Origin of the sequence: Bradyrhizobium sp. WSM2254, from assembly GCF_000472645.1 — a bacterium.
Classification (GTDB): Bacteria; Pseudomonadota; Alphaproteobacteria; order Rhizobiales; family Xanthobacteraceae; genus Bradyrhizobium; species Bradyrhizobium niftali.
The window spans coordinates 37,942-55,809 of record NZ_AXAB01000032.1 but is presented as its reverse complement, the minus strand read 5'-3'; the positions used below and the strand labels follow the sequence as shown (position 1 = coordinate 55,809).

Here is a 17,868-nt window from a genome sequence, read left to right as displayed (position 1 = left end):
GAAGCGCGGCCCTCCCCCAGACGAGTTGAGGTTTAGCGGAACAGCGACAGGATGCTCTGGCTGCTGTTGTTGGCGATCGAGAGCGCCTGCACACCGAGCTGCTGCTGGACCTGGAGGGCCGCAAGGCGGGTGGACTCCTTGTTCATGTCGGCGTCGACGAGCTGGCCGATACCGCGGTCCACGGAGTCCATCAGGGACTGGACGAATTCCGTGTTGGTCGAGAGGCGGTTCTTGACGGCACCGAGATTGGCGGCGGCCGATGCCACCGTGTTGATCGCAGTCGTGACCTGCTTGATGTAGCCATCGAGCGTGGTCTGGTCAGCCGCCGAGTCGGTCAGCGCGCCGATGGCGATCGTGTCGACCGACGCAGCGGTCGAGCCGGTGCCGGTCACCGTGTCCAGGATGCCGGTCTTGGTTGCGCCGCCGGTGGTGTAGAGCGCGTAGTTGGCGGTCGTCACGGTGATGGAGCCGATGGTGGGCGTACCGCCGACGCGCGAGTACGACGACACGAGGTTGAAGCTCGTCGGCGTGGCCGTGGAACCGCTCGAGGTGTCGATGCTCAGCCAGTTGATGCCGTTGAAGGTCGCCGCACCGGCTGTAGACTTCAGCTGCTGCTGGATCTGCGTGACGTCTGCCTGGATCTTGGTGCGATCGACACCGGCGGTCTTGGCTTCGACCAGCAGCGCCTGGAGCTTGGTCAGACCGGAGGTGCTATCGCCGATGGCCGTGGTCAGAGCGGTATATTCGGTGTCGACGGTCGCGGCCGACAGACCGAGCGAGTCGGAGACCGCAGCGAGCGCGGCGTTGTCGGAGCGCATCGACGTCGCGATCGACCAGTAGGCGGCGTTGTCCGAAGCGGTCGAGACGCGCTGGCCGGTCGAGATGCGGTTCTGCGTGGTGGAGAGCTGCGAGCTGACAGACCGGAGGGTCTGGAGCGCGGTCATGGCGGTCGAGTTCGTAAGCAGGCTTGACATTGCGAATGTCCCTTTATGTACGCGTTACATTTTCACGAGGGGACATACCGGGCTTTCACCGGTACGGAGGGGCGGCATCATGCCTTTGGACTGATGTGGGTGGGGGTCCAACCCGCCGTGACGCATTGCTAGCACGCCGAATCTTGCTTGCGGATTAAGATCGGCCTGAATTCTGCTGTAAAATCATATGGTTAACATTACCCGCTGCTAACCATAAGCGGGTACTTCTCGCTAACCATAACCGGCCGGCCGGCGATCGCCGCTGCTACGAGAACGACCGCACCAGTCCGGAGGCCAGCAGGTTCCAGCCGTCGATCAGCACGAAGAACAGCATCTTGAACGGCAATGCGATAATCGTCGGCGGCAGCATCATCATGCCCATCGACATGGTCAGCGTCGCCACGATCATGTCGATGACGAGGAACGGCAGCATGATGAGGAATCCGATCTCGAACGAGCGCCTGAGCTCGGAGATCATGAAGGCCGGAATGATGACGCGCAAATCGATGCGCTTGTCGTCGAACTTCTTGCGGAAGCTCTCCGCGGCGAGCGCCTCGAAGGTCTGGAGATCCTTGTCGCGGACATGAGCCAGCATGAACTCGCGGAACGGATCGGTGATCTTCAGATAAGCCTCTTCCTCCGAGATCTCGTTCTTCATGAGAGGCTGGACGCCGGTCTCCCAGGCGCGGTCGAAGGTCGGTGCCATCACGTAGAACGTCATGAATAGCGCGAGGCTGACCAGAACCAGATTGGCCGGCGTGGTCTGGAGGCCGAGGCCGGAGCGCAGGAACGACAGCGCCACCGCAAACCGCGTGAAGCTCGTCACCATGATGAGCAGTCCCGGCGCCACCGACAGCACCGTGATCAGCGCCATCAGCTGGATGATGCGGCCGCTGGTCGAGCCGTTTCCGGGCGGCAGCAGCGAGTTGAGGTCCGGAATCTGGGCGAACGCCATCTCGGGCAGCACCGCCAGAATCAACGCGAGCAGCAGGACTCTCAATTTCACTGAATCACCAACGTCTCAATGATCAATTCGCGCACCTTACCCGAAGAGCGGACATTGGCGCGTTCGGCGAGGTCGTCGCGCAGATGCTGGAGCCCGCGCGATCCCTCGAACTGCGCGACCGAGGCCGACCGCAGATAGGTGACGATGTCCTCGCTGATATGGGCGGCCAGGATGCCGGCGTCCTCGTCGCTCATGCTCTCGGTCACCATGGAGGCCTCGACACGGGCCCAGTTGTTGGCCGGCGCGCCGAGATTGGTCACGATCGGGGACAGTTTTCGAAGCCGCGCGCTGCCGGCGTAGCTCGACGCAAGCGGCGGCGGCGTGGCGCTCTTCTTCGCGTCGGCGACGCGCTCGGCGGCCGCAAACAGATGCAGGCCGGCAAGGGCACCGGCACCGATCGCGACCAGGGTCAGCGCCACAATGGCGGCAATCAGGCGCATCACGTCCCCTGCCCTCGCGACGCGGCCCGGCCGGCGCGAACCTCAGAACGGTGCCACGGCGTCATAGATCCGATGTCCCCATCCAGGCTGCTGCACGTCCGACAGATTTCCGCGACCACCATAGGATACGCGCGCCTCCGCGATCTTCTCGTAGGAGATCGTGTTGGTTCGCGAGATGTCGCGCGGACGCACGATGCCGCCGACATTGAGCACGCGCATCTCGGTGTTGACGCGGAACTCCTGCGAGCCGCTGATCATCATATTGCCGTTCGGCAACACGTCGGTGACGATCGCGGCGATGGACAGCTTGATGTCCTCGGTGCGGTCGATCTGGCCATTGCCCTTGACCTGCGTGTTGGTGCTGAGGTTGGCGGTGGCCTGGCCCTTGTCGGCCCATCCGGCGACGTCCATCAGCCAGTCGAGCCCGAACTTGATCTGCGAATCGCGCGAGCGGTCGGTCTTGTTGTCGAGCTTGGCCTTGTCCTGCATCGAGATGATCACCGTCACGACGTCGCCGGTGCGCCGGGCACGGGGATCGCGATAGAGATCGGTGCCGTCGTCCCAGGTCGAGCGATAGCTGACCGGCGTACGGACGCGGGGCGTCACCGGGATCGGGTCGGCCTGGCTCCGCAGGCCGCTGCCGACGGGCGACAATCGCGGACCGGTCAGGACTTCCGCCGGATCACCGACGCATCCGGCAAGCATCAAGAGCGGCAGGATGAGGATCAGATTCTTCATCTACTTCGTCTTTCCGTCATCCACGCGGCGCATTCCGCCGAGCAGGTCGGCGAGGTGCGCGGCGCGCGCCGTATCCATCTCGTTGAAGATCGCGCTCGAACTCCTCGGGCTGAGCTTGGCGAGCACGGCGGCGGCGGTCTCGTCCGCCATGCCGGCGATCTGGGTGGCGGCAGCATCCGGCTTCATGCGCGAATAGATCTCGACGACCTGCGCCTCGGCCTTCTTCAGGAAGTCGTCGCGCAGCGCCATCCATTTCTCGTATTCGGCGCGTTTGGCCTCGACCTCGGCGATGCGCTCGCGGAGCTGGTTCTCGGCCTTTTCCAGCTCCTTGAGCTGCCAGGCCAATCTCGCATCGACGGCGGGATCGGCCACGTTGCTGCAGAACAGGGCGATCTCGTTGTCCGCGGTCGCAGCGGCCTGCGGCGGTGCGGGCTTTGGCGGCGCCGTGACGCTGCCGGGCTTGGCCGGACGTACGGGCGCGGGTGCAGGCGCTGGCGGAGGTGTTTCGGTAGCCGGCACTGCGCCGGTGATCGCGGGTCCGCCGTCTTCAGCGGCCCAGGCCGTCGCCCGCATCGCGGCGTTGTCGCTCGGGAACGAAGTGACGTTACGTGGCTTCTGAGGTCCCGGCGCCCGCGCGCGCGCGAAGGAGAGCAGGTTGAGCGGCTTCGACGACTTGGCCTCATCCAGCGCCAGCACGGGCGAGGCGCCCGCGAGCGCCGCGGCCGCGACCAGGAGGAGGAGTTTGGCTTTGTGATCCAGCTTCAGCATCGGGCCGCGTGCGATTCTCGGTCGAGACCTCAGCATTGAGCGACCAAGCTTGCACGACGCTTATGCATCATTGGACGATGACATCGGCCTGGAGCGCGCCGGCCGTCTTGATCGCCTGGAGGATCGCGATGATGCCTGATGGCTTGAGGCCGATCTGGTTCAGCCCGCGCACCAGGCGCTGGAGATCGACACCGCTCAGGATCGCCACCTGCGAGCCGGCCTCGTTGGCCTCGACCACGGTCTGCGGAACGACCACGGTCTGCCCGCGCGAGAACGGCGCCGGCTGCGACACCACGGGCATCTCCGTGACGCGGACCGTCAGATTGCCGTGCGTCACCGCGACCGTCGATATCCGCACGTCCCGTCCGATCACCACCGTGCCGGTGCGCTCGTTGATCACCACCCGCGCCGGCGTGTCCGGCTCGACCGTCAGCTCGCCGATTTCGGCGAGGAAGCGCACCGGGCCGATATGGCGCGGCTTCGACAAGACGATGGTGCGGTAGTCGCGCTCGAAGGCGATCTGCGCGCGATAGCGGCCGCCGGCGTAGCGGTTGATCGCATCGAGGATGCGCGTTGCGGTGACGAAGTCCGGGTTCTTGAGCTCCAGCACCAGGAATTCCATCTCATGGAGGCTTCCCTGCACCTCTCGCTCGACCAGCGCGCCGTTCGGAATGCGGCCCGCGGTCGGGGTGCCCTGGCTGACGTTCTGCGCCTGACCTCCCACGCTGTAGCCGGCGACCGTGACCGCGCCTTGTGCCACCGCATAGACCGCACCGTCCGCCGCGCGCAGCGACGTCATCACGAGCGTGCCGCCGAGCAGCGAGGTCGCATCGCCGAGCGACGACACCGTCACGTCCATCCGCTCGCCCGCCCCGATCGAAGGTTGCAGGTCCGCGGTCACCATCACGGCCGCGACGTTGCGCGTGCGCAGGGTGGTCGGACGCGCCGGGTTGGTGGTGCTCGTGGTCTCGTTCCTGACATTGATGCCCATGTTCTCGAGCATCGATTGCAGGGACTGCTCCGTGAACGGAGCGTTGCGAAGCGTGTCGCCGGTGCCGTTCAGACCGATGACGAGGCCATAGCCGACGATCTGGTTTTCGCGCAGTCCCTTGATGTCCGCGATGTCCTTGATGCGGACGGCGGCCTGGGCGCTGGCGGCGGAAACGATAAGGACGAGCGCAAGCAGGAGCCTGGTCATGATCCGTCCACGACCTTGACGGTGCCGTCCGGCTGGACGACGCCCCTGATGATCACGCCGGTGTCGGTGTTTCGCACTGGAATCAGCGCGCCGGCGGCGCCCGATTGCATCGCCGAGCCGTAGGTGACGATCGACAGGCCGCTGTCTTCGACGACGACCTTGACCATGGCGCCGCGGGCGACGGTCCAGGGGTCTTCGACCGAGTTGGTCGGGATGGGCTGGCCCGGCAGCAGCGCGCGCCGGGCCATGCGGCCGACGAGGACCTGTCGTCCCTCGATGAACATGGCGACGCCGAGCAGGTTCGGCGCGAAGGCGCGCTCCGTGATCATGTCGTCCCGGATCAGCTCGCCGGCGCGGATCGACACGGCCGGCACGGGAAGCCGCTTCTCCTCGGCCGCAGCGACGCGCGCCGAGACGAGAACCAGCAGCACGGCGGCCAACCCGCGCACGATCAGGCCCACCCTGTTCAACATGGACACACCGGAACTAGCGAAGGCCCTTCGATACGGTCGAGGCCATTTCATCCGAGGCCTGAATGACCTTGGCATTCATTTCGTAGGCGCGCTGCGCCGATATCAGCTCGGTAATTTCCTTGACGGGATCGACGTTCGAGGCCTCGAGGTATTTCTGGTTGATCTTGCCGTAGCCGGCATCGCCCGGCAGGCCGACGACGGGCGTGCCGGACGCCGTGGTCTCGCGATAGAGATTGCTGCCGAGCGGCTCGAGGCCCGCCTCGTTGGCGAAGTTGGCGAGGTTGAGCTGGCCGATCTGCCGCGGGTTAACTTCCGTGTCCAGCTTGGCGAATACCTGTCCGGTCTGGTTGACCGTGACCTCGACCGTGCCCTGCGGGATCGTGATTGCGGGATCCAGCAGGTAGCCGTCGGTGGTGACGAGTTGACTGTTGGCATTGGTATTGAACGAACCCGCGCGGGTGTATTGCACCTCGTTGTTCGGGCCCAGCACCTGGAACCAGCCGCGCCCGTTGATCGCGAGGTCGTAGGGATTGCCGGTCTGGGTGAGCGCGCCCTGGATATGCAGCTTGCGGATCGCCGCCGACTTGACGCCGAGGCCGAGATTGGCGCCTTCCGGGATCGGCGACGAGCCGTTGACGTTCGCGACGCCCTGCATGCGGTCCATCTGGTAGAACAGATCGGTGAACTCCGCCCGCGCCCGCTTGTACGACGTCGAGTTGATGTTGGCGATGTTGTTGGCGATGACTTCGATATTGGTCTGCTGGGCATTCATGCCCGTGGCCGCAATGGCAAGCGATTTCACAATGTGACTCCTTCAGATCAAATCGACATACGAACGACTTCTTGGTAGGCCTGCACGACCTTGTCGCGAACCGCGACCGCCGTCTGCAAGGCCTGCTCGGCCGACATCAGCGCCTCGACGACGCGCCGCGTCGATTCCTTGCCCTGCATCGCCGAGATCGACGCCGCCTCGCCCGCCTTCAGCGTGCCGATCGCGTCCGTCGTCACCTGCTTCATCACCGAATCGAAACCGACGTCGCCGCCGGACTGGATCGCGGTCGGCGCCGCGGGCGAGATCGCCTGCGTCTCGGTTGCGCGGCTCGCCGCCTGGCCTGCGGAGATCGCCGTGGACGAAATTGCCTCAAGCATTGTCAACTCCTCAGAAGGTCGATGGTCATGCCCAGCATCGACCTCACCTGTTTCACGACCTGGAGATTGGCCTCATAGGACCGGTTGACTTCCCGCATGTCGGCCATCTCGATCATCATGTTGACGTTCGGCAGCTTGACGTAGCCGGACTTGTCGGCGGCGGGATGCCCCGGATCGTACTCGACGCGGTACGGCGTGGTGTCGACGCCGACCTCCTTGACTTTCGCGAGCTGCGCGCCCGAGGCACGGTCCAGCGCGGCGTCGAAGGTGATCGTCTTGCGCTGATACGGATCGGCGCCGGCGGTCCGCCCCGTCGAGGTCGCGTTGGCGAGGTTTTCCGAGACGATGCGCATGCGCGTCGACTGCGCTTCGAGCCCCGAGCTCGCGACCGTCAGAGAGGCGCTCAGTGAGTCCAGCATGTCAATTCACCTCAGGTCTTCGTGCTCGACAGCAGCATGCGGTGGAACGACCGCACGACCGCCGAGTTCATCGAGTAGTCGCGATTGACGTCGCTGCCCTTGATCATTTCCTGCTCGAGGCTGACGGAATTGCCGGAGTGGACCACTTCCCAGCTGTCCTTCTTGGCGGTCGCGCGCGTGTCGGTCTCGGCCGGGGAAAGCTGCATGTGCGTCGGCGACGTCGTCGCGAGCCGGACCGGCATTCCGTCGAGCACCTTGTTGAACGGCTCGACGTCGCGCGCCTTGAAGCCCGGCGTATTGGCGTTGGCAACGTTGGTGGCGATGGTCGACTGGCGGAGTTCGAGATGCCGCGCTTGCGATGATGCGAGTTCGAAGAGATAAAGCGGTCCCACGACAGCCCCATTCTGGTCCATTCGAGAAGGACCCTAGGGCGTTAAGCTTTCGTCAAGCTGTTGGGCGAAGCACCATCCTCGGAAATCTACTGGACCTTCTCGGGCCGCGTCGTCTGCTTCGACTGCAGGAAGTAGATGATCTCGGCGACGGGCCGGAAGAATTCGGCCGGAATCACCTGATCGACCTGAACGGCCTCGTAGAGCGCGCGCGCCAGCGCCTTGTTCTCGATCACGGGGATCCTGTTCTTCTCGGCGACTTCGCGGATCTTCAGCGCGATCACGTCCATGCCCTTGGCCACCACGAGCGGCGCCGGGTTTTCCTCGCGGTTATAGCGCAGCGCGATCGCAAAGTGCGTCGGGTTCGCGATCACCAGCGTCGCGCGCGATGCGGAGGCGATCATCCGCTGTCGCGAGCGGTCGCGCGCCAGCGAGCGCAGGCGCGCCTTGATCAGCGGATCGCCTTCGGCCTGCTTGTGCTCGTCCTTGATTTCCTGCTTGGTCATACGCAGCTGGCGCCGCCAGTGGAAGCGCGCCCAGGCGAGATCGATCGCGACCAGCACGATGGTCGCGATGCAGATCGCCGAGACGATCCGCATCGCGATGCTGAGAATCATCTCCGGCAGCGCGACCGGATCGGTGTACATCGCCTCGAACGCCCTTGCTTCGGACGAGCGCAGCACGAAGGCGACAACGGCGGTCACCGAGGCGAGCTTGAACAGCGACTTGGCGAACTCGACGAGGCCCTGCGTTCCGAACAGCCGGTTCCAGCCGCTGATCGGGGAGATTCGCGAAAGGTCCGGCATGATGCGCTGGAGCACCAGGCTGGGCGCGTTTTGCAGCAGCGACGATGCCAGCCCGAACACGAGCAGGATGACCACCAGCGGCACCAGGAATCGCAGCGCCTCGAGTCCCACCACGGTGAGGAGGTTCTGGGCGTCCGCCCCGGTGCTGAGCGGGAAGCCCTCCGGATCGTCGAGGAGGTTCTTCAGGGTCGGCGTCAGTCGCTGCACGCCCTGACCGATCAGGAACATCTGAATCACCATCAGCGCCGCCATCGACGCGAAGATGGAAGCCTCCCGAGAGACCGGGATTTTGCCCTCTTCGAGCGCATCGCGGACTTTCTTCTCGGTCGGCTCTTCTGTCTTGCTGTCCTGATCGGATGTTTCTGCCATGCCCGTTCAGCGGTCAGCGGAAGACCAGCTCATCCTCCTGCTCGGGGTTGAGCTCGATTTCGCCCTTCTCCGCGAGGTCGAGCGCGAGATCGGTGATCACGCGCCGCGCCTCCAGCACGTCGCGCTGGTTCGACGGCTCGCCGATGGCGAGCTCGTGCTCGACGACGCGGCGGACGCGCGATGCGACCGAGGACAGGATCAGCTCGCGGAAATGCTTGTCGGTCCCCTTCAGTGCGACGACGATGCGATCGGTCGGCACCTGATCGAAGATCATGGTGCGCGCCTTCGGCGTCAGGTGGATCACGTCGTCGAAGGTGAACAGCAGCTCCTTCAGCACTTCGGCCGACTTCGGCCGCTTCTCCGACAGGCTCTTCAGCATGTCCTCGATGTGGCCGCGCTCCATCTTGTTGATGATGTCGGCGACGCGGGCATAGGTGTCCGCACCGAGGTTGCGGGCGAAGTTCAGCGTCAGATCCTCGTGCAGCGTCTTCTCGAGGACCCTCATCGCATCGTCGGCGATCGGCTTGAGGCTGAGAACGCGCCGCATCAGCTCGTTGCGCAGGCTCGAGGGAAGCTGACTCATGACCTTCGCGGCGCAGGCCGGCTTGACCTTGGACAGGATGAGGGCCGCGGTCTGTGGATGCTCCTTGGAGAGGTAGCTCGCGAGCGAGTTTTCCGACACCGACGAGACGCGGTCCCACACCGACCGGCTCGAATTGCCAAGCAGGTCCGACATGATCGCCGAGACCTGGTCGGCGGGAAGCACGTCGCCAAGCACGGCCTCGAGGCCGCCGAGCGTGCCGAGAATGTTGGCCCCCATCGAGAACTGCTGGGCGAACTCCTCGACGATCGACTCAAGCTCCTGCGCGGTGATCGGCCGCAGCTCGGCCGCGGCCTTGGTCACGATGCGGATATCCTGCGGCTCGAACTGCGCGAGCACGCTCGCGGCCGCCTGCCGGCCCATCGCCAGCAAGAGCGCCGCGACCTTTTCCGTACCACCCAGCGCGGCAACGCCTCGCTGCTTGACGGGAGCGATGCCCACCTGTGCCGCCATGGTCAGGTATCACCCTGCCCCAGCGGTCCAACGATCTCCGTGAGCGAGACACCGAAGCGGGAATTGTCCTCTTCGACGACGACCACCTCGCCGCGGGCGACGATACGGCCGTTGACGACGACGTCGACGGGCTCGCCGACCCGGTGATCGAGCGGAACCACCGCGCCGCGCCCGAGCTTCATCAGGTTCGCCACCGGAATGGTCGCCGAACCCAGCACCACCTGCATGGTGACGGGAATGCGCAGGATGGCATCGACATTGGCGAACTTGCCGCTCTCCTCGGCCGTGCGCGCGGCGATCTCGGCCAGCCGCTCCAGCGGAGACGTCTCGGTCTCTTCCGATGCAGATGCAGACTCATAGTCGAAGGATTGCGCCATGTGGTATCGCCTCTTGGTATTTCCGCTCCCGGCGCGCCGCGGCGTTCCGGTCGTTTTTGGTTCGCCGGCCTCGGCTTCAATGCTTGTTCACGTCGGCGCCGCCCGCGGTCGCTGCGGATGCAAGTCCGCTCCTGGCGTCGAGCGCCGCGATCGCCTCATTGGCCTGGTCGATCTTCGTGCTCAGCACGTTGGCGAGCCGTCCGAGATTCGCGGTCGAGTCGTGCGCTGCGGTGATGACCGTATCGAAGGCGCCCGCCGTCTCGTGGACGATGGTCGAGAATTCGCCCTGGTAGCTGCGCAACCGCGCCAGCTCGCGGTGCATCCGCGTCACCCGCATGCTGGTGAAGGCAAGCGCAATCAGCAGCACTGCATCAACGAGATAGGATATCATCGACGAACTCCCGTTTCTGATCCACGGGATCTGCCACCTGCATGGCGTAATAGCCATCGAGCTGGCCGATCTGACACCAGAACAGCACCTGGTTGTTGCTTTCGAGGCGGGCCAGCGTGCGCGGCGTGGCTTCGAGCTCGAGCACCTGCCCGACCTCGAACTTCACGACGTCGCCGAGGGTCACCATTTTCTCGTCGAGCACCGCGCTCAACGTCACTTCGGTGCGGTGGACCTCGCTCTCCATCTGCTCGCGCCAGCGCGGATCGGACGCACGGCCGTCGCTGACGACGACATGGGCGAGCTTCTGGCGCAGCGGGTTGAGCGCGGAGTGCGGAATGATGAGGAACATCTGGCCGCCGCGGTAGAGCGCCTGCAGCATGATGTTCGCGCAGATCGACATGTTGCCGCTCCGCCCGATCGCCAGCGAGGCCATCGCGGTTTCGACCCGCTCGACACGGAAGGTGACGTTGGAGGTGCCGGCGAAGGCGGATTGCAGCGCCTTGGCGAAACGGTCGAACAGCGCCTGGACCAGGCGGATCTCGATGTTCGAGAACGAGCGCTCGACGTCGAGCGGCGGTTCGGCGCCATCGGAGCCGAACATCGCCTCGACCATCGTGAACACGAAGTCGCGGTCGAGCATGATGATGATGCGGGAGTCCCACTGCTCGGCATAGAGCACGGCGGCGACCGCATTGGCCTCGTAGTCCTTGATGATGTCGCCGACCCGATCATTGGTGATGCCGTTGACCGAGAAATAGCAGGGCGTTCCCGCCATCGGCTGCAGGCTGTCGGTGCAGGATGCCGCCATGCGATCGAAGATCACATTGAGCATCGGCATACGATCGATCGATATGCCGGCCGCGTCCAGCAGGTAGTTCGGCAGCTGCTTCCGCTGATCGACTTCGACGTCTTCCATCGTCATGCGCGTGCCGCCTTCGGTTCGACGTCGGCCACGACGGCTTTCGGACCCGCGATCGTCTCGTTCTCGACCACGTCGATCGAGGGCCGCTCGCCGCTCGAGATCATCTTGCGGCCGTGCTCGACCGCGATCTGCGGCATGGCGCCGTTCATGAATGCCAGCAGCGTCTGCTTGACGATGATGTAGGGCCGGCACTTCTTCTCGCGCGTCATCTTGATCTTCATCGCGAAGGGCGAAATGATGCCGTAGGACAGGAAGATGCCGGCGAAAGTGCCGACCAAGGCCGCACCGATGAAGCCGCCCAGCAGCTTCGGCGACTGGTCGAGCGCGCCCATCGCCTTGATGACGCCGAGCACCGCGGCGACGATGCCGAGCGCCGGCAGCGCCTCGGAGACCGTCACCAGCGAATGGTAGGGCGCCAGCTTGCCCTTCACGATGGTGTGGATCTCCTCGTCCATCAGCGCTTCGATCTCGTGCGTGCGCGCATTGCCCATGATGATGAGACGCACATAGTCGCAGATGAACTGGAGCAGCGACGGGTCGCCGAGCACGCTCGGGAACGCCTTGAAGATCTCGGAGGACGCGGGATCGTCGATATGCGCCTCGACCTCGTTGCGGCCCTTGCCCCGCAGCTCGCGCATCAGGGCATGCAGCGCCCCGAGCAGGTCGAGATAGTAGCGCTGCCCCGGCACCGCGCCGGTGATGGCCTGCATGCAGGCGACCCCGGTATCCACGACCGTCTTCCACGGATTGGCCACGATGAAGGTGCCCACCGCGGTGCCCACGATGATCACGAACTCCCACGGTTGCATGAGCACAGCCAGATGCCCGCCCATGGCGGCAAATCCGCCGAGCAGCGCCGCCACCGTGATGAAAATCCCCACGAAACTGAGCAACGCGCAACTCCATCGCCGATCCCACCGGGAATATCTAGTCGGCGACGCTTGCGCGAAGCTGGCTTCCCGCATCGCCAGCCTCACGCAAGCAATTCGCGGCAGCTTGGGACGCAGTCGCAATTGCGGCCAAAGAGGCGCGGGTCATGCTATCCACCATCGCGGACTACACCAGATTGACCCAGGACCTGGGCAAGTCGATGACGCAGGTCGCGAAGCAGCCGGATGTCAGCCGCGAGACCGATTACTTCCTCGGCCATATCGGCAACGTGAAGACGATCGACGACTTCCTGAAGGACTATCGCCTCTACACCTATGCGATGAAGGCCTATGGCCTCAGCGACATGGCCTACGCCAAGGCGTTCATGCGCAAGGTGCTGACCGAGGGGGTCTCGGACAAGGACGCCTTCGCCAACAAGCTCACCGACACCCGTTACCGCGAGTTCGCCACGGCCTTCAATTTCGCCGCCCTCGGCGCCAACGCGACCTCGACCACCGCAGCCACGACCGGCACGGCCACCCAATACGTCACGCAGACGATGGAGCAGAAGGCCGGCGACCAGAACGAGGGCCTGCGGCTGGCGCTCTATTTCACCCGCAAGGCTTCCACGATCACGAGCGCCTACCAGATCCTCGCCGACAAGGCGCTGACCCAGGTGGTCCAGACTGCGATGGGCTGGTCGCCGACGATCAGTTCGTCCGACATCGACGCCCAGGCCAAGATGATCACGGACAAGTTCGACCTCACCGATTTCCAGGACCCGACCAAGGTCACCAAATTCGTGCAGCGCTTTGCGGCGATGTGGGACGCGACCCAGGCCCAAAGTGACAACTCGAGCAACCCCGCGCTGGTCCTGATCGGCAGCGCGGCGACGTCGGCCAGCCTGGATACCGACATGCTCACGACACTTCAGAACATCAAGTTCAACAGGTAAATCATGCAATCGGCTCTCTATGTGGGATTGTCGGCCCAGGTCGCCCTCGAAAAGCGCCTCCAGACGATCGCCAACAACGTCGCCAACGTCAACACGGCGGCGTTCCGCACCGACGTGGTGAAGTTCGAGACCGTGCTGTCCAAGGCCGGCGCGAACCCGGTCGCGTTCTCCTCGCCCGGCGACAACATCATCTCGCGCGAGACCGGCAGCATCACCGAGAGCGGCAATCCGCTCGACGTCGCCGTGGTCGGTCAGGGCTGGCTCGCCTTCGCCGGCCCGAACGGCACCGTCTATACGCGCGACGGCCGCCTCCAGATCGCCGCCAACGGCGACCTTCAGACGGTGGCCGGCTTCCCCGTCATCGATGCCGGCGGCGCGCAGATCACGCTCGACCCGAACGGCGGGCCGGTCTCGATCGCCCGCAGCGGCGCGATCACCCAGGACAACAACGAGATCGGCACCATCGGCCTGTTCAACATTCCCGCTGACGCCAGTCTCGAGCGCTACGGCAATTCGGGCGTCACGCCCGACCGGCCCGCGACCGCCATCGCCGATTTCTCCCGCGACGGCTTCAAGCAAGGCTATGTCGAGGGTTCCGGCGCCAATCCGATGATGGAATTGACCAAGCTGATGGCGGCCTCGCGCGCCTTCGACGGCACCAATTCGATGATCGAGGGCACCGAGAGCTCGCTCCAGAATGCAATCCGGACGCTGGGCGAGCCCGGCAAGTAGAGTGCGCCTCGCGCGCAATGAGGGTGGACGGTTTCCTTGAACGCTCTTCGGCAACTCGAGTGGGCGCTGCTGGAGCTTCAGCAGAGCACTCCCCTGGCAAGCGTCAGCGGCGCGATCTCCGAGATCGCGCCGACGCATTTCCGTGTCTCCGGCCTGTCGCGCTTCGTCAGGCTCGGTGAACTCATCGGCGTCAACTCCGGCGGCAAGCCGCAGATCGGCGAGGTGGTGCGGATCGACAGCGAGGGCATCATCGCCAAGCCGTTCGACCGGCAATTTGCCGGTGGCCTCGGCTCCGTCGCCTACCGGATGCCTCCACTGTCTTTCGCGCCCGATCCGAGCTGGAAGGGCCGCGTCATCAACGCGCTCGGGGCCCCGCTGGACGGACAGGGTCCGCTGACGCCGGGATCGCGCCCCGTCTCGGCGGAGGCCGAGGCGCCCTCGGCCATGAAGCGCGCACGCGTCCACAAGCCGCTGCGCACCGGCGTGCGCGTCATCGACCTGTTCGCCCCGATCTGCGCCGGCCAGCGCGTCGGCATCTTTGCCGGCTCGGGCGTCGGCAAATCGACGTTGCTGGCGATGCTCGCCCGCAGCCAGGGCTTCGACACCGTCGTGCTGGCGCTCGTCGGCGAACGCGGCCGCGAGGTGCGCGAATTCATCGAGGACGTGCTGGGCGCCAACCGCAATCGTGCGGTCACCATCGTATCGACGGGCGACGAAAGCCCGATGATGCGGCGCCTGGCGCCGAAGACGGCCATGGCGGTCGCCGAATATTTCCGCGATCGGGGCGAATCGGTCCTGCTGGTGGTCGATTCGATCACCCGTTTCGCCCACGCCGCCCGCGAGGTCGCGCTCGCCGCCGGCGAGCCCGCGGTCGCGCGCGGCTACGCGCCGACGGTCTTCACCGACCTGCCGCGCCTTCTGGAGCGTGCCGGCCCCGGCGAGGAGGGATCCGGCACCATCACCGGGATCTTCTCCGTGCTGGTCGACGGCGACGATCACAACGAGCCGATTGCCGACACCATCCGCAGCACGCTCGACGGGCACATCGTGCTCTCCAGGCACATCGCCGACCAGGCGCGCTATCCGGCCGTGGACGTTCTGGCCTCGGTCTCCCGCCTCGCCCACAACGTCTGGGACCCCGAAGAGCGCGAATTGGTGAGCAAGCTGCGCACCATGATCGCCAAATACGAGGACACGCGCGATCTTCGCCTGATGGGCGGATACCAGTCGGGACGCGATTCGGGCCTCGACCAGGCGATCGACCTGGTTCCGAGGATCTACAGCGCCATGCGGCAAGACGCATCGGCTCAGCCGAGCGCCGATCCGTTCCGCGAGCTGAGGGACATGCTCAAGGGCGATTAGCAGGTAAGACGGCGCAGGACGCGCCCGCGATCTCGCCCTGCTCATTATTTCGACAGCCGGTCCGCGCATGCAGTCACGCTGCCGGCGCATGCACACCCATCGCCGCCACCGCGGTCCGTCGTCAGCGTATCAACCGTTCGGATGAATGATCGGGCGGCCGCGATGGAAGCGGCTGAGGGTTGACTCCGCGACCGCGGCCGCAACAACCGCCGCGTGTAATCCCTTCAAATTCCCTCGGCGATTCTCCGGACTCATCGCACAAGTTGTGGATGACTCATCAACGCACATCACACTTGTCATGCACAAGCTTCGATCAACTTGCATCGACGGCGGACAACTACGTGCCCTGCAATCAAACCGTCGTATAACTGCGGGCATGCTCGTAGGACTCCGTATTGCGTTCACTATCATGTGTCCCTAAGAGCGAGATTGTCTTGAACGTTACATTCACCTGCAACGACATCCAGTCTCCGTGAGTGTCTCTACTTGATTTTGTTGAGAAGGTCATTCATCGTTTCGGTGGAATATCAAGAAACGTCTTCTCGTGACTTGTACTCAGAGGCTTCGGTTGAACAATTCCGGTCCATCGTCCGTTCGTGGCGGCAACTCGGGCTCCCGCGCGACGACGACGCGATTGGCATGCCCTCCGCGAACCGGCCTCTCGCTCCGGACGACGCGACGCACGCTGATCCAGGTCGGGCGCGTTGCAGTCCATGCCGTAGAGCAGGAATCGGGCACGACCGCAGACGAAGTTCCGGGGACGAGGTAAAATCCATGCCATTGGCACGAGAAGCCGTCGAGCTGCTGGTCCAGGCGGCGAGGGCTTGGTATTTCGAAGGCAATCAGCATGGATTGCGCGATCGGGAATGGATGGCGCTGCGCTTTCTCAGCCGCGCCAACAGGTTTTCGCGCACACCGTCCGCGCTCGCCGGCTTCATCGGCGCCACCAGGGCGACTGCATCGCAGATCGTGAAGACGCTGGAGAGCAAGTCCTTCCTGGTGCGAAAGCCTTCGCACGAGGACAAGCGTTCCGTGGTGCTCCACGTCACCACGCAGGGCGAGAAGTGCCTGAACCAGCACGACCCGATCAACCACGTGTTGAATGCGGTCACGGCGCTCGGAACCGACGAGTGTCTCAGGCTGCGCGACTCGCTGCGGGAGATCCTCAATCACCTCGACGCAGCTCACCAACGGCTCGACGCCAGCATCTGCCGGGACTGCATGTTTCTCGCCGAACGCAGCCCTGGCATCGGCCAGCCCGCCGCGAAGGGACGCGCAACCGCCGAATTCATGTGCCGGCTGTATCGCGCCCCCGTCTCGCTCGAGGAGACCGAGCTGCTCTGCACCAGTTTCGAGCGTACCCGCGACCGCCCGAAGATCGAGGAGCATCTCGACCGCGCGCGCGTGGCGAGCCAGGGATGAGGCGAAAGCCCGCAGCCTGAGCGCAACATCCGCACGGATCGCGCGGCCAAAGCTTGTGGAAGATTTCGCGGCGCTCGCAATGAGGGCACCATCAGCACCGTCATCCCCGCGCAACGGCGAAGAACCCCGTAGTTTCCACATCGTCATTGCGAGCGCAGCGACTTGTCCGCCGAAGCTTTAGCGAAGGCGGAAGCAATCCAGGATCTTTCCGCGGCGGCAGTCTGGATTGCTTCGCTGCGCTCGCAATGACGGAGCAAGGTGCATCGGCGTCGTTCTCCAACACGCATCTCGACGTTCAGACACGCCTTCGCGCTCTCGCGGCGGATTTCGCCCGAGCTTTGCTTCATCGCTCCACCCTCTAAGCCAAGAGGGCGCAGGGAAGACCGGGTGCCGGCTGGCACCCACGGTCCGCTGTGCGCGTGTAGCGCATGAAAAGATGCACAGCGGCATACAGGTGCAGCCAAAACACTCGGCCTTCCCTGCGCAGTGGCCTGACGGCTTATGCCGTGCTCTCCCGGGAGCCGAGTTCCTTCTGGCCTCCCTCACCCCGCGAATTGACGATGCCGTCCGCCCGGTTGGGCTCGCGTGCACCTCCGCGAAAGGCTTGGCCGTAGCAACGACGGCCAGGACCACACGGTTTTGCCGTACGCGCATTCGCTGACCGCCGCAGGGTTCTCCGGCCTTGTCGACGTAGCCGGAAAAATGCTGGCGAGACGAACTTTCAGCGCCGCTCATCTGCACGCGGTTTCGGGCTCACGGGGACTACCCGCCCTGCCCGTACCATGTCGTGCCGACGCTGCCGCGTCCACCGCAACCCGGCTCGCGAAAAATGACGACACATGATCGCCCCTCAAGGTCAAGCCGGGATGGGCGACATATACGACAAATCCGAATTTCGGTAAAGTGGAATATTTCTGCACGGACGGATTGACAGGCCGTGCGGGTGTTTTGCCCGTCGGGCTTTGAGGCCTCGGCATCGGGGGCAAAAACCCTCGTATGACGTGTCGCTCCGGATCATTGGGGGAATGTGTGGTAGTCTTGTATGCATTATCCC

The 17,868-nt window shown here is 64.6% G+C and carries 22 protein-coding genes; 4 read left to right on the top strand and 18 right to left on the bottom strand.

What is annotated here, in order from left to right; translation table 11 throughout:
• Window positions 1-32: 32 nt before the first annotated feature.
• From A3M7_RS0123630 to motA, 17 genes are all read right to left on the bottom strand, one after another.
• Window positions 33-974, bottom strand: coding sequence for a flagellin (locus tag A3M7_RS0123630; protein WP_027546116.1), 942 nt, complete (start codon window positions 972-974; stop codon window positions 33-35).
• A 265-nt stretch (window positions 975-1,239) separates the two neighbouring features.
• Window positions 1,240-1,980, bottom strand: coding sequence for a flagellar type III secretion system pore protein FliP (gene fliP, locus A3M7_RS0123625; protein ID WP_027546115.1), 741 nt, complete (start codon window positions 1,978-1,980; stop codon window positions 1,240-1,242).
• Window positions 1,977-2,420: a flagellar basal body-associated FliL family protein gene (locus tag A3M7_RS0123620; protein ID WP_027546114.1), complete on the bottom strand. Its 444-nt coding sequence runs from the start codon at window positions 2,418-2,420 to the stop codon at window positions 1,977-1,979. Before A3M7_RS0123620 ends, fliP begins: the two co-directional genes overlap by 4 nt.
• 42 nt (window positions 2,421-2,462) lie before the next feature.
• Window positions 2,463-3,158 (bottom strand): flagellar basal body L-ring protein FlgH, encoded by a 696-nt coding sequence (gene flgH / locus A3M7_RS0123615; protein WP_027546113.1) that lies wholly within the window; start codon window positions 3,156-3,158, stop codon window positions 2,463-2,465.
• Window positions 3,159-3,926, bottom strand: coding sequence for a MotE family protein (locus tag A3M7_RS0123610; protein ID WP_027546112.1), 768 nt, complete (start codon window positions 3,924-3,926; stop codon window positions 3,159-3,161). It lies immediately after the preceding gene.
• 67 nt (window positions 3,927-3,993) lie between these two features.
• Window positions 3,994-5,124, bottom strand: a complete 1,131-nt coding sequence (gene flgI / locus A3M7_RS0123605) for a flagellar basal body P-ring protein FlgI (RefSeq protein WP_027546111.1) — start codon at window positions 5,122-5,124, stop codon at window positions 3,994-3,996.
• The gene (gene flgA, locus A3M7_RS0123600; protein ID WP_198033806.1) at window positions 5,121-5,597 is read right to left on the bottom strand and encodes a flagellar basal body P-ring formation chaperone FlgA; all 477 of its coding nucleotides are present in this window, start codon (window positions 5,595-5,597) and stop codon (window positions 5,121-5,123) included. Before flgA ends, flgI begins: the two co-directional genes overlap by 4 nt.
• A 13-nt stretch (window positions 5,598-5,610) precedes the next feature.
• Complete coding sequence (gene flgG, locus A3M7_RS0123595) at window positions 5,611-6,399, bottom strand: flagellar basal-body rod protein FlgG (RefSeq protein ID WP_011089611.1); 789 nt, start codon at window positions 6,397-6,399, stop codon at window positions 5,611-5,613.
• Window positions 6,400-6,416: 17 nt separating this feature from the next.
• Window positions 6,417-6,746, bottom strand: a complete 330-nt coding sequence (locus tag A3M7_RS0123590; RefSeq protein ID WP_027546109.1) for a flagellar hook-basal body complex protein FliE — start codon at window positions 6,744-6,746, stop codon at window positions 6,417-6,419.
• 2 nt (window positions 6,747-6,748) lie between these two features.
• Complete coding sequence (flgC, locus tag A3M7_RS0123585) at window positions 6,749-7,165, bottom strand: flagellar basal body rod protein FlgC (protein WP_027546108.1); 417 nt, start codon at window positions 7,163-7,165, stop codon at window positions 6,749-6,751.
• Window positions 7,166-7,176: 11 nt separating this feature from the next.
• Complete coding sequence (gene flgB, locus A3M7_RS0123580) at window positions 7,177-7,578, bottom strand: flagellar basal body rod protein FlgB (RefSeq protein ID WP_049823646.1); 402 nt, start codon at window positions 7,576-7,578, stop codon at window positions 7,177-7,179.
• A gap of 65 nt (window positions 7,579-7,643) precedes the next feature.
• Window positions 7,644-8,729: a flagellar biosynthesis protein FlhB gene (gene flhB / locus A3M7_RS0123575; RefSeq protein ID WP_027546106.1), complete on the bottom strand. Its 1,086-nt coding sequence runs from the start codon at window positions 8,727-8,729 to the stop codon at window positions 7,644-7,646.
• A gap of 13 nt (window positions 8,730-8,742) precedes the next feature.
• Window positions 8,743-9,783, bottom strand: a complete 1,041-nt coding sequence (locus A3M7_RS0123570; protein ID WP_027546105.1) for a flagellar motor switch protein FliG — start codon at window positions 9,781-9,783, stop codon at window positions 8,743-8,745.
• A gap of 2 nt (window positions 9,784-9,785) precedes the next feature.
• Window positions 9,786-10,160, bottom strand: coding sequence for a flagellar motor switch protein FliN (fliN, locus tag A3M7_RS0123565; RefSeq protein ID WP_011089617.1), 375 nt, complete (start codon window positions 10,158-10,160; stop codon window positions 9,786-9,788).
• A 76-nt stretch (window positions 10,161-10,236) separates the two neighbouring features.
• Window positions 10,237-10,551: a hypothetical protein gene (locus A3M7_RS0123560; protein WP_027546104.1), complete on the bottom strand. Its 315-nt coding sequence runs from the start codon at window positions 10,549-10,551 to the stop codon at window positions 10,237-10,239.
• Complete coding sequence (locus tag A3M7_RS0123555) at window positions 10,532-11,473, bottom strand: flagellar motor switch protein FliM (protein ID WP_027546103.1); 942 nt, start codon at window positions 11,471-11,473, stop codon at window positions 10,532-10,534. The genes A3M7_RS0123560 and A3M7_RS0123555 overlap by 20 nt, the downstream gene beginning before the upstream one ends.
• Window positions 11,470-12,366, bottom strand: a complete 897-nt coding sequence (motA, locus tag A3M7_RS0123550; protein WP_027546102.1) for a flagellar motor stator protein MotA — start codon at window positions 12,364-12,366, stop codon at window positions 11,470-11,472. Before motA ends, A3M7_RS0123555 begins: the two co-directional genes overlap by 4 nt.
• Window positions 12,367-12,509: 143 nt before the next feature.
• Here motA and A3M7_RS0123545 point away from each other — a divergent pair, with 143 nt between their 5' ends.
• The 4 genes from A3M7_RS0123545 (at window position 12,510) to A3M7_RS0123530 (ending at window position 16,814) form a co-directional block, all read left to right on the top strand.
• A complete protein-coding gene (locus tag A3M7_RS0123545; protein ID WP_027546101.1) occupies window positions 12,510-13,298 on the top strand; it encodes a DUF1217 domain-containing protein in 789 nt (262 codons plus the stop codon).
• A gap of 3 nt (window positions 13,299-13,301) precedes the next feature.
• Window positions 13,302-14,030 carry a flagellar basal-body rod protein FlgF gene (gene flgF, locus A3M7_RS0123540; protein ID WP_027546100.1) on the top strand — a complete coding sequence of 243 codons (729 nt, stop codon included), beginning with the start codon at window positions 13,302-13,304 and terminating at the stop codon, window positions 14,028-14,030.
• A gap of 36 nt (window positions 14,031-14,066) precedes the next feature.
• Window positions 14,067-15,392: a flagellar protein export ATPase FliI gene (fliI, locus tag A3M7_RS0123535; RefSeq protein ID WP_027546099.1), complete on the top strand. Its 1,326-nt coding sequence runs from the start codon at window positions 14,067-14,069 to the stop codon at window positions 15,390-15,392.
• 774 nt (window positions 15,393-16,166) lie between these two features.
• Window positions 16,167-16,814 (top strand): MarR family winged helix-turn-helix transcriptional regulator, encoded by a 648-nt coding sequence (locus tag A3M7_RS0123530; protein ID WP_027546098.1) that lies wholly within the window; start codon window positions 16,167-16,169, stop codon window positions 16,812-16,814.
• A gap of 143 nt (window positions 16,815-16,957) precedes the next feature.
• Here the strand turns inward: A3M7_RS0123530 and A3M7_RS50290 are convergent, their stop codons facing one another.
• Window positions 16,958-17,161 carry a hypothetical protein gene (locus A3M7_RS50290; protein ID WP_156936970.1) on the bottom strand — a complete coding sequence of 68 codons (204 nt, stop codon included), beginning with the start codon at window positions 17,159-17,161 and terminating at the stop codon, window positions 16,958-16,960.
• Window positions 17,162-17,868 lie beyond the last annotated feature (707 nt).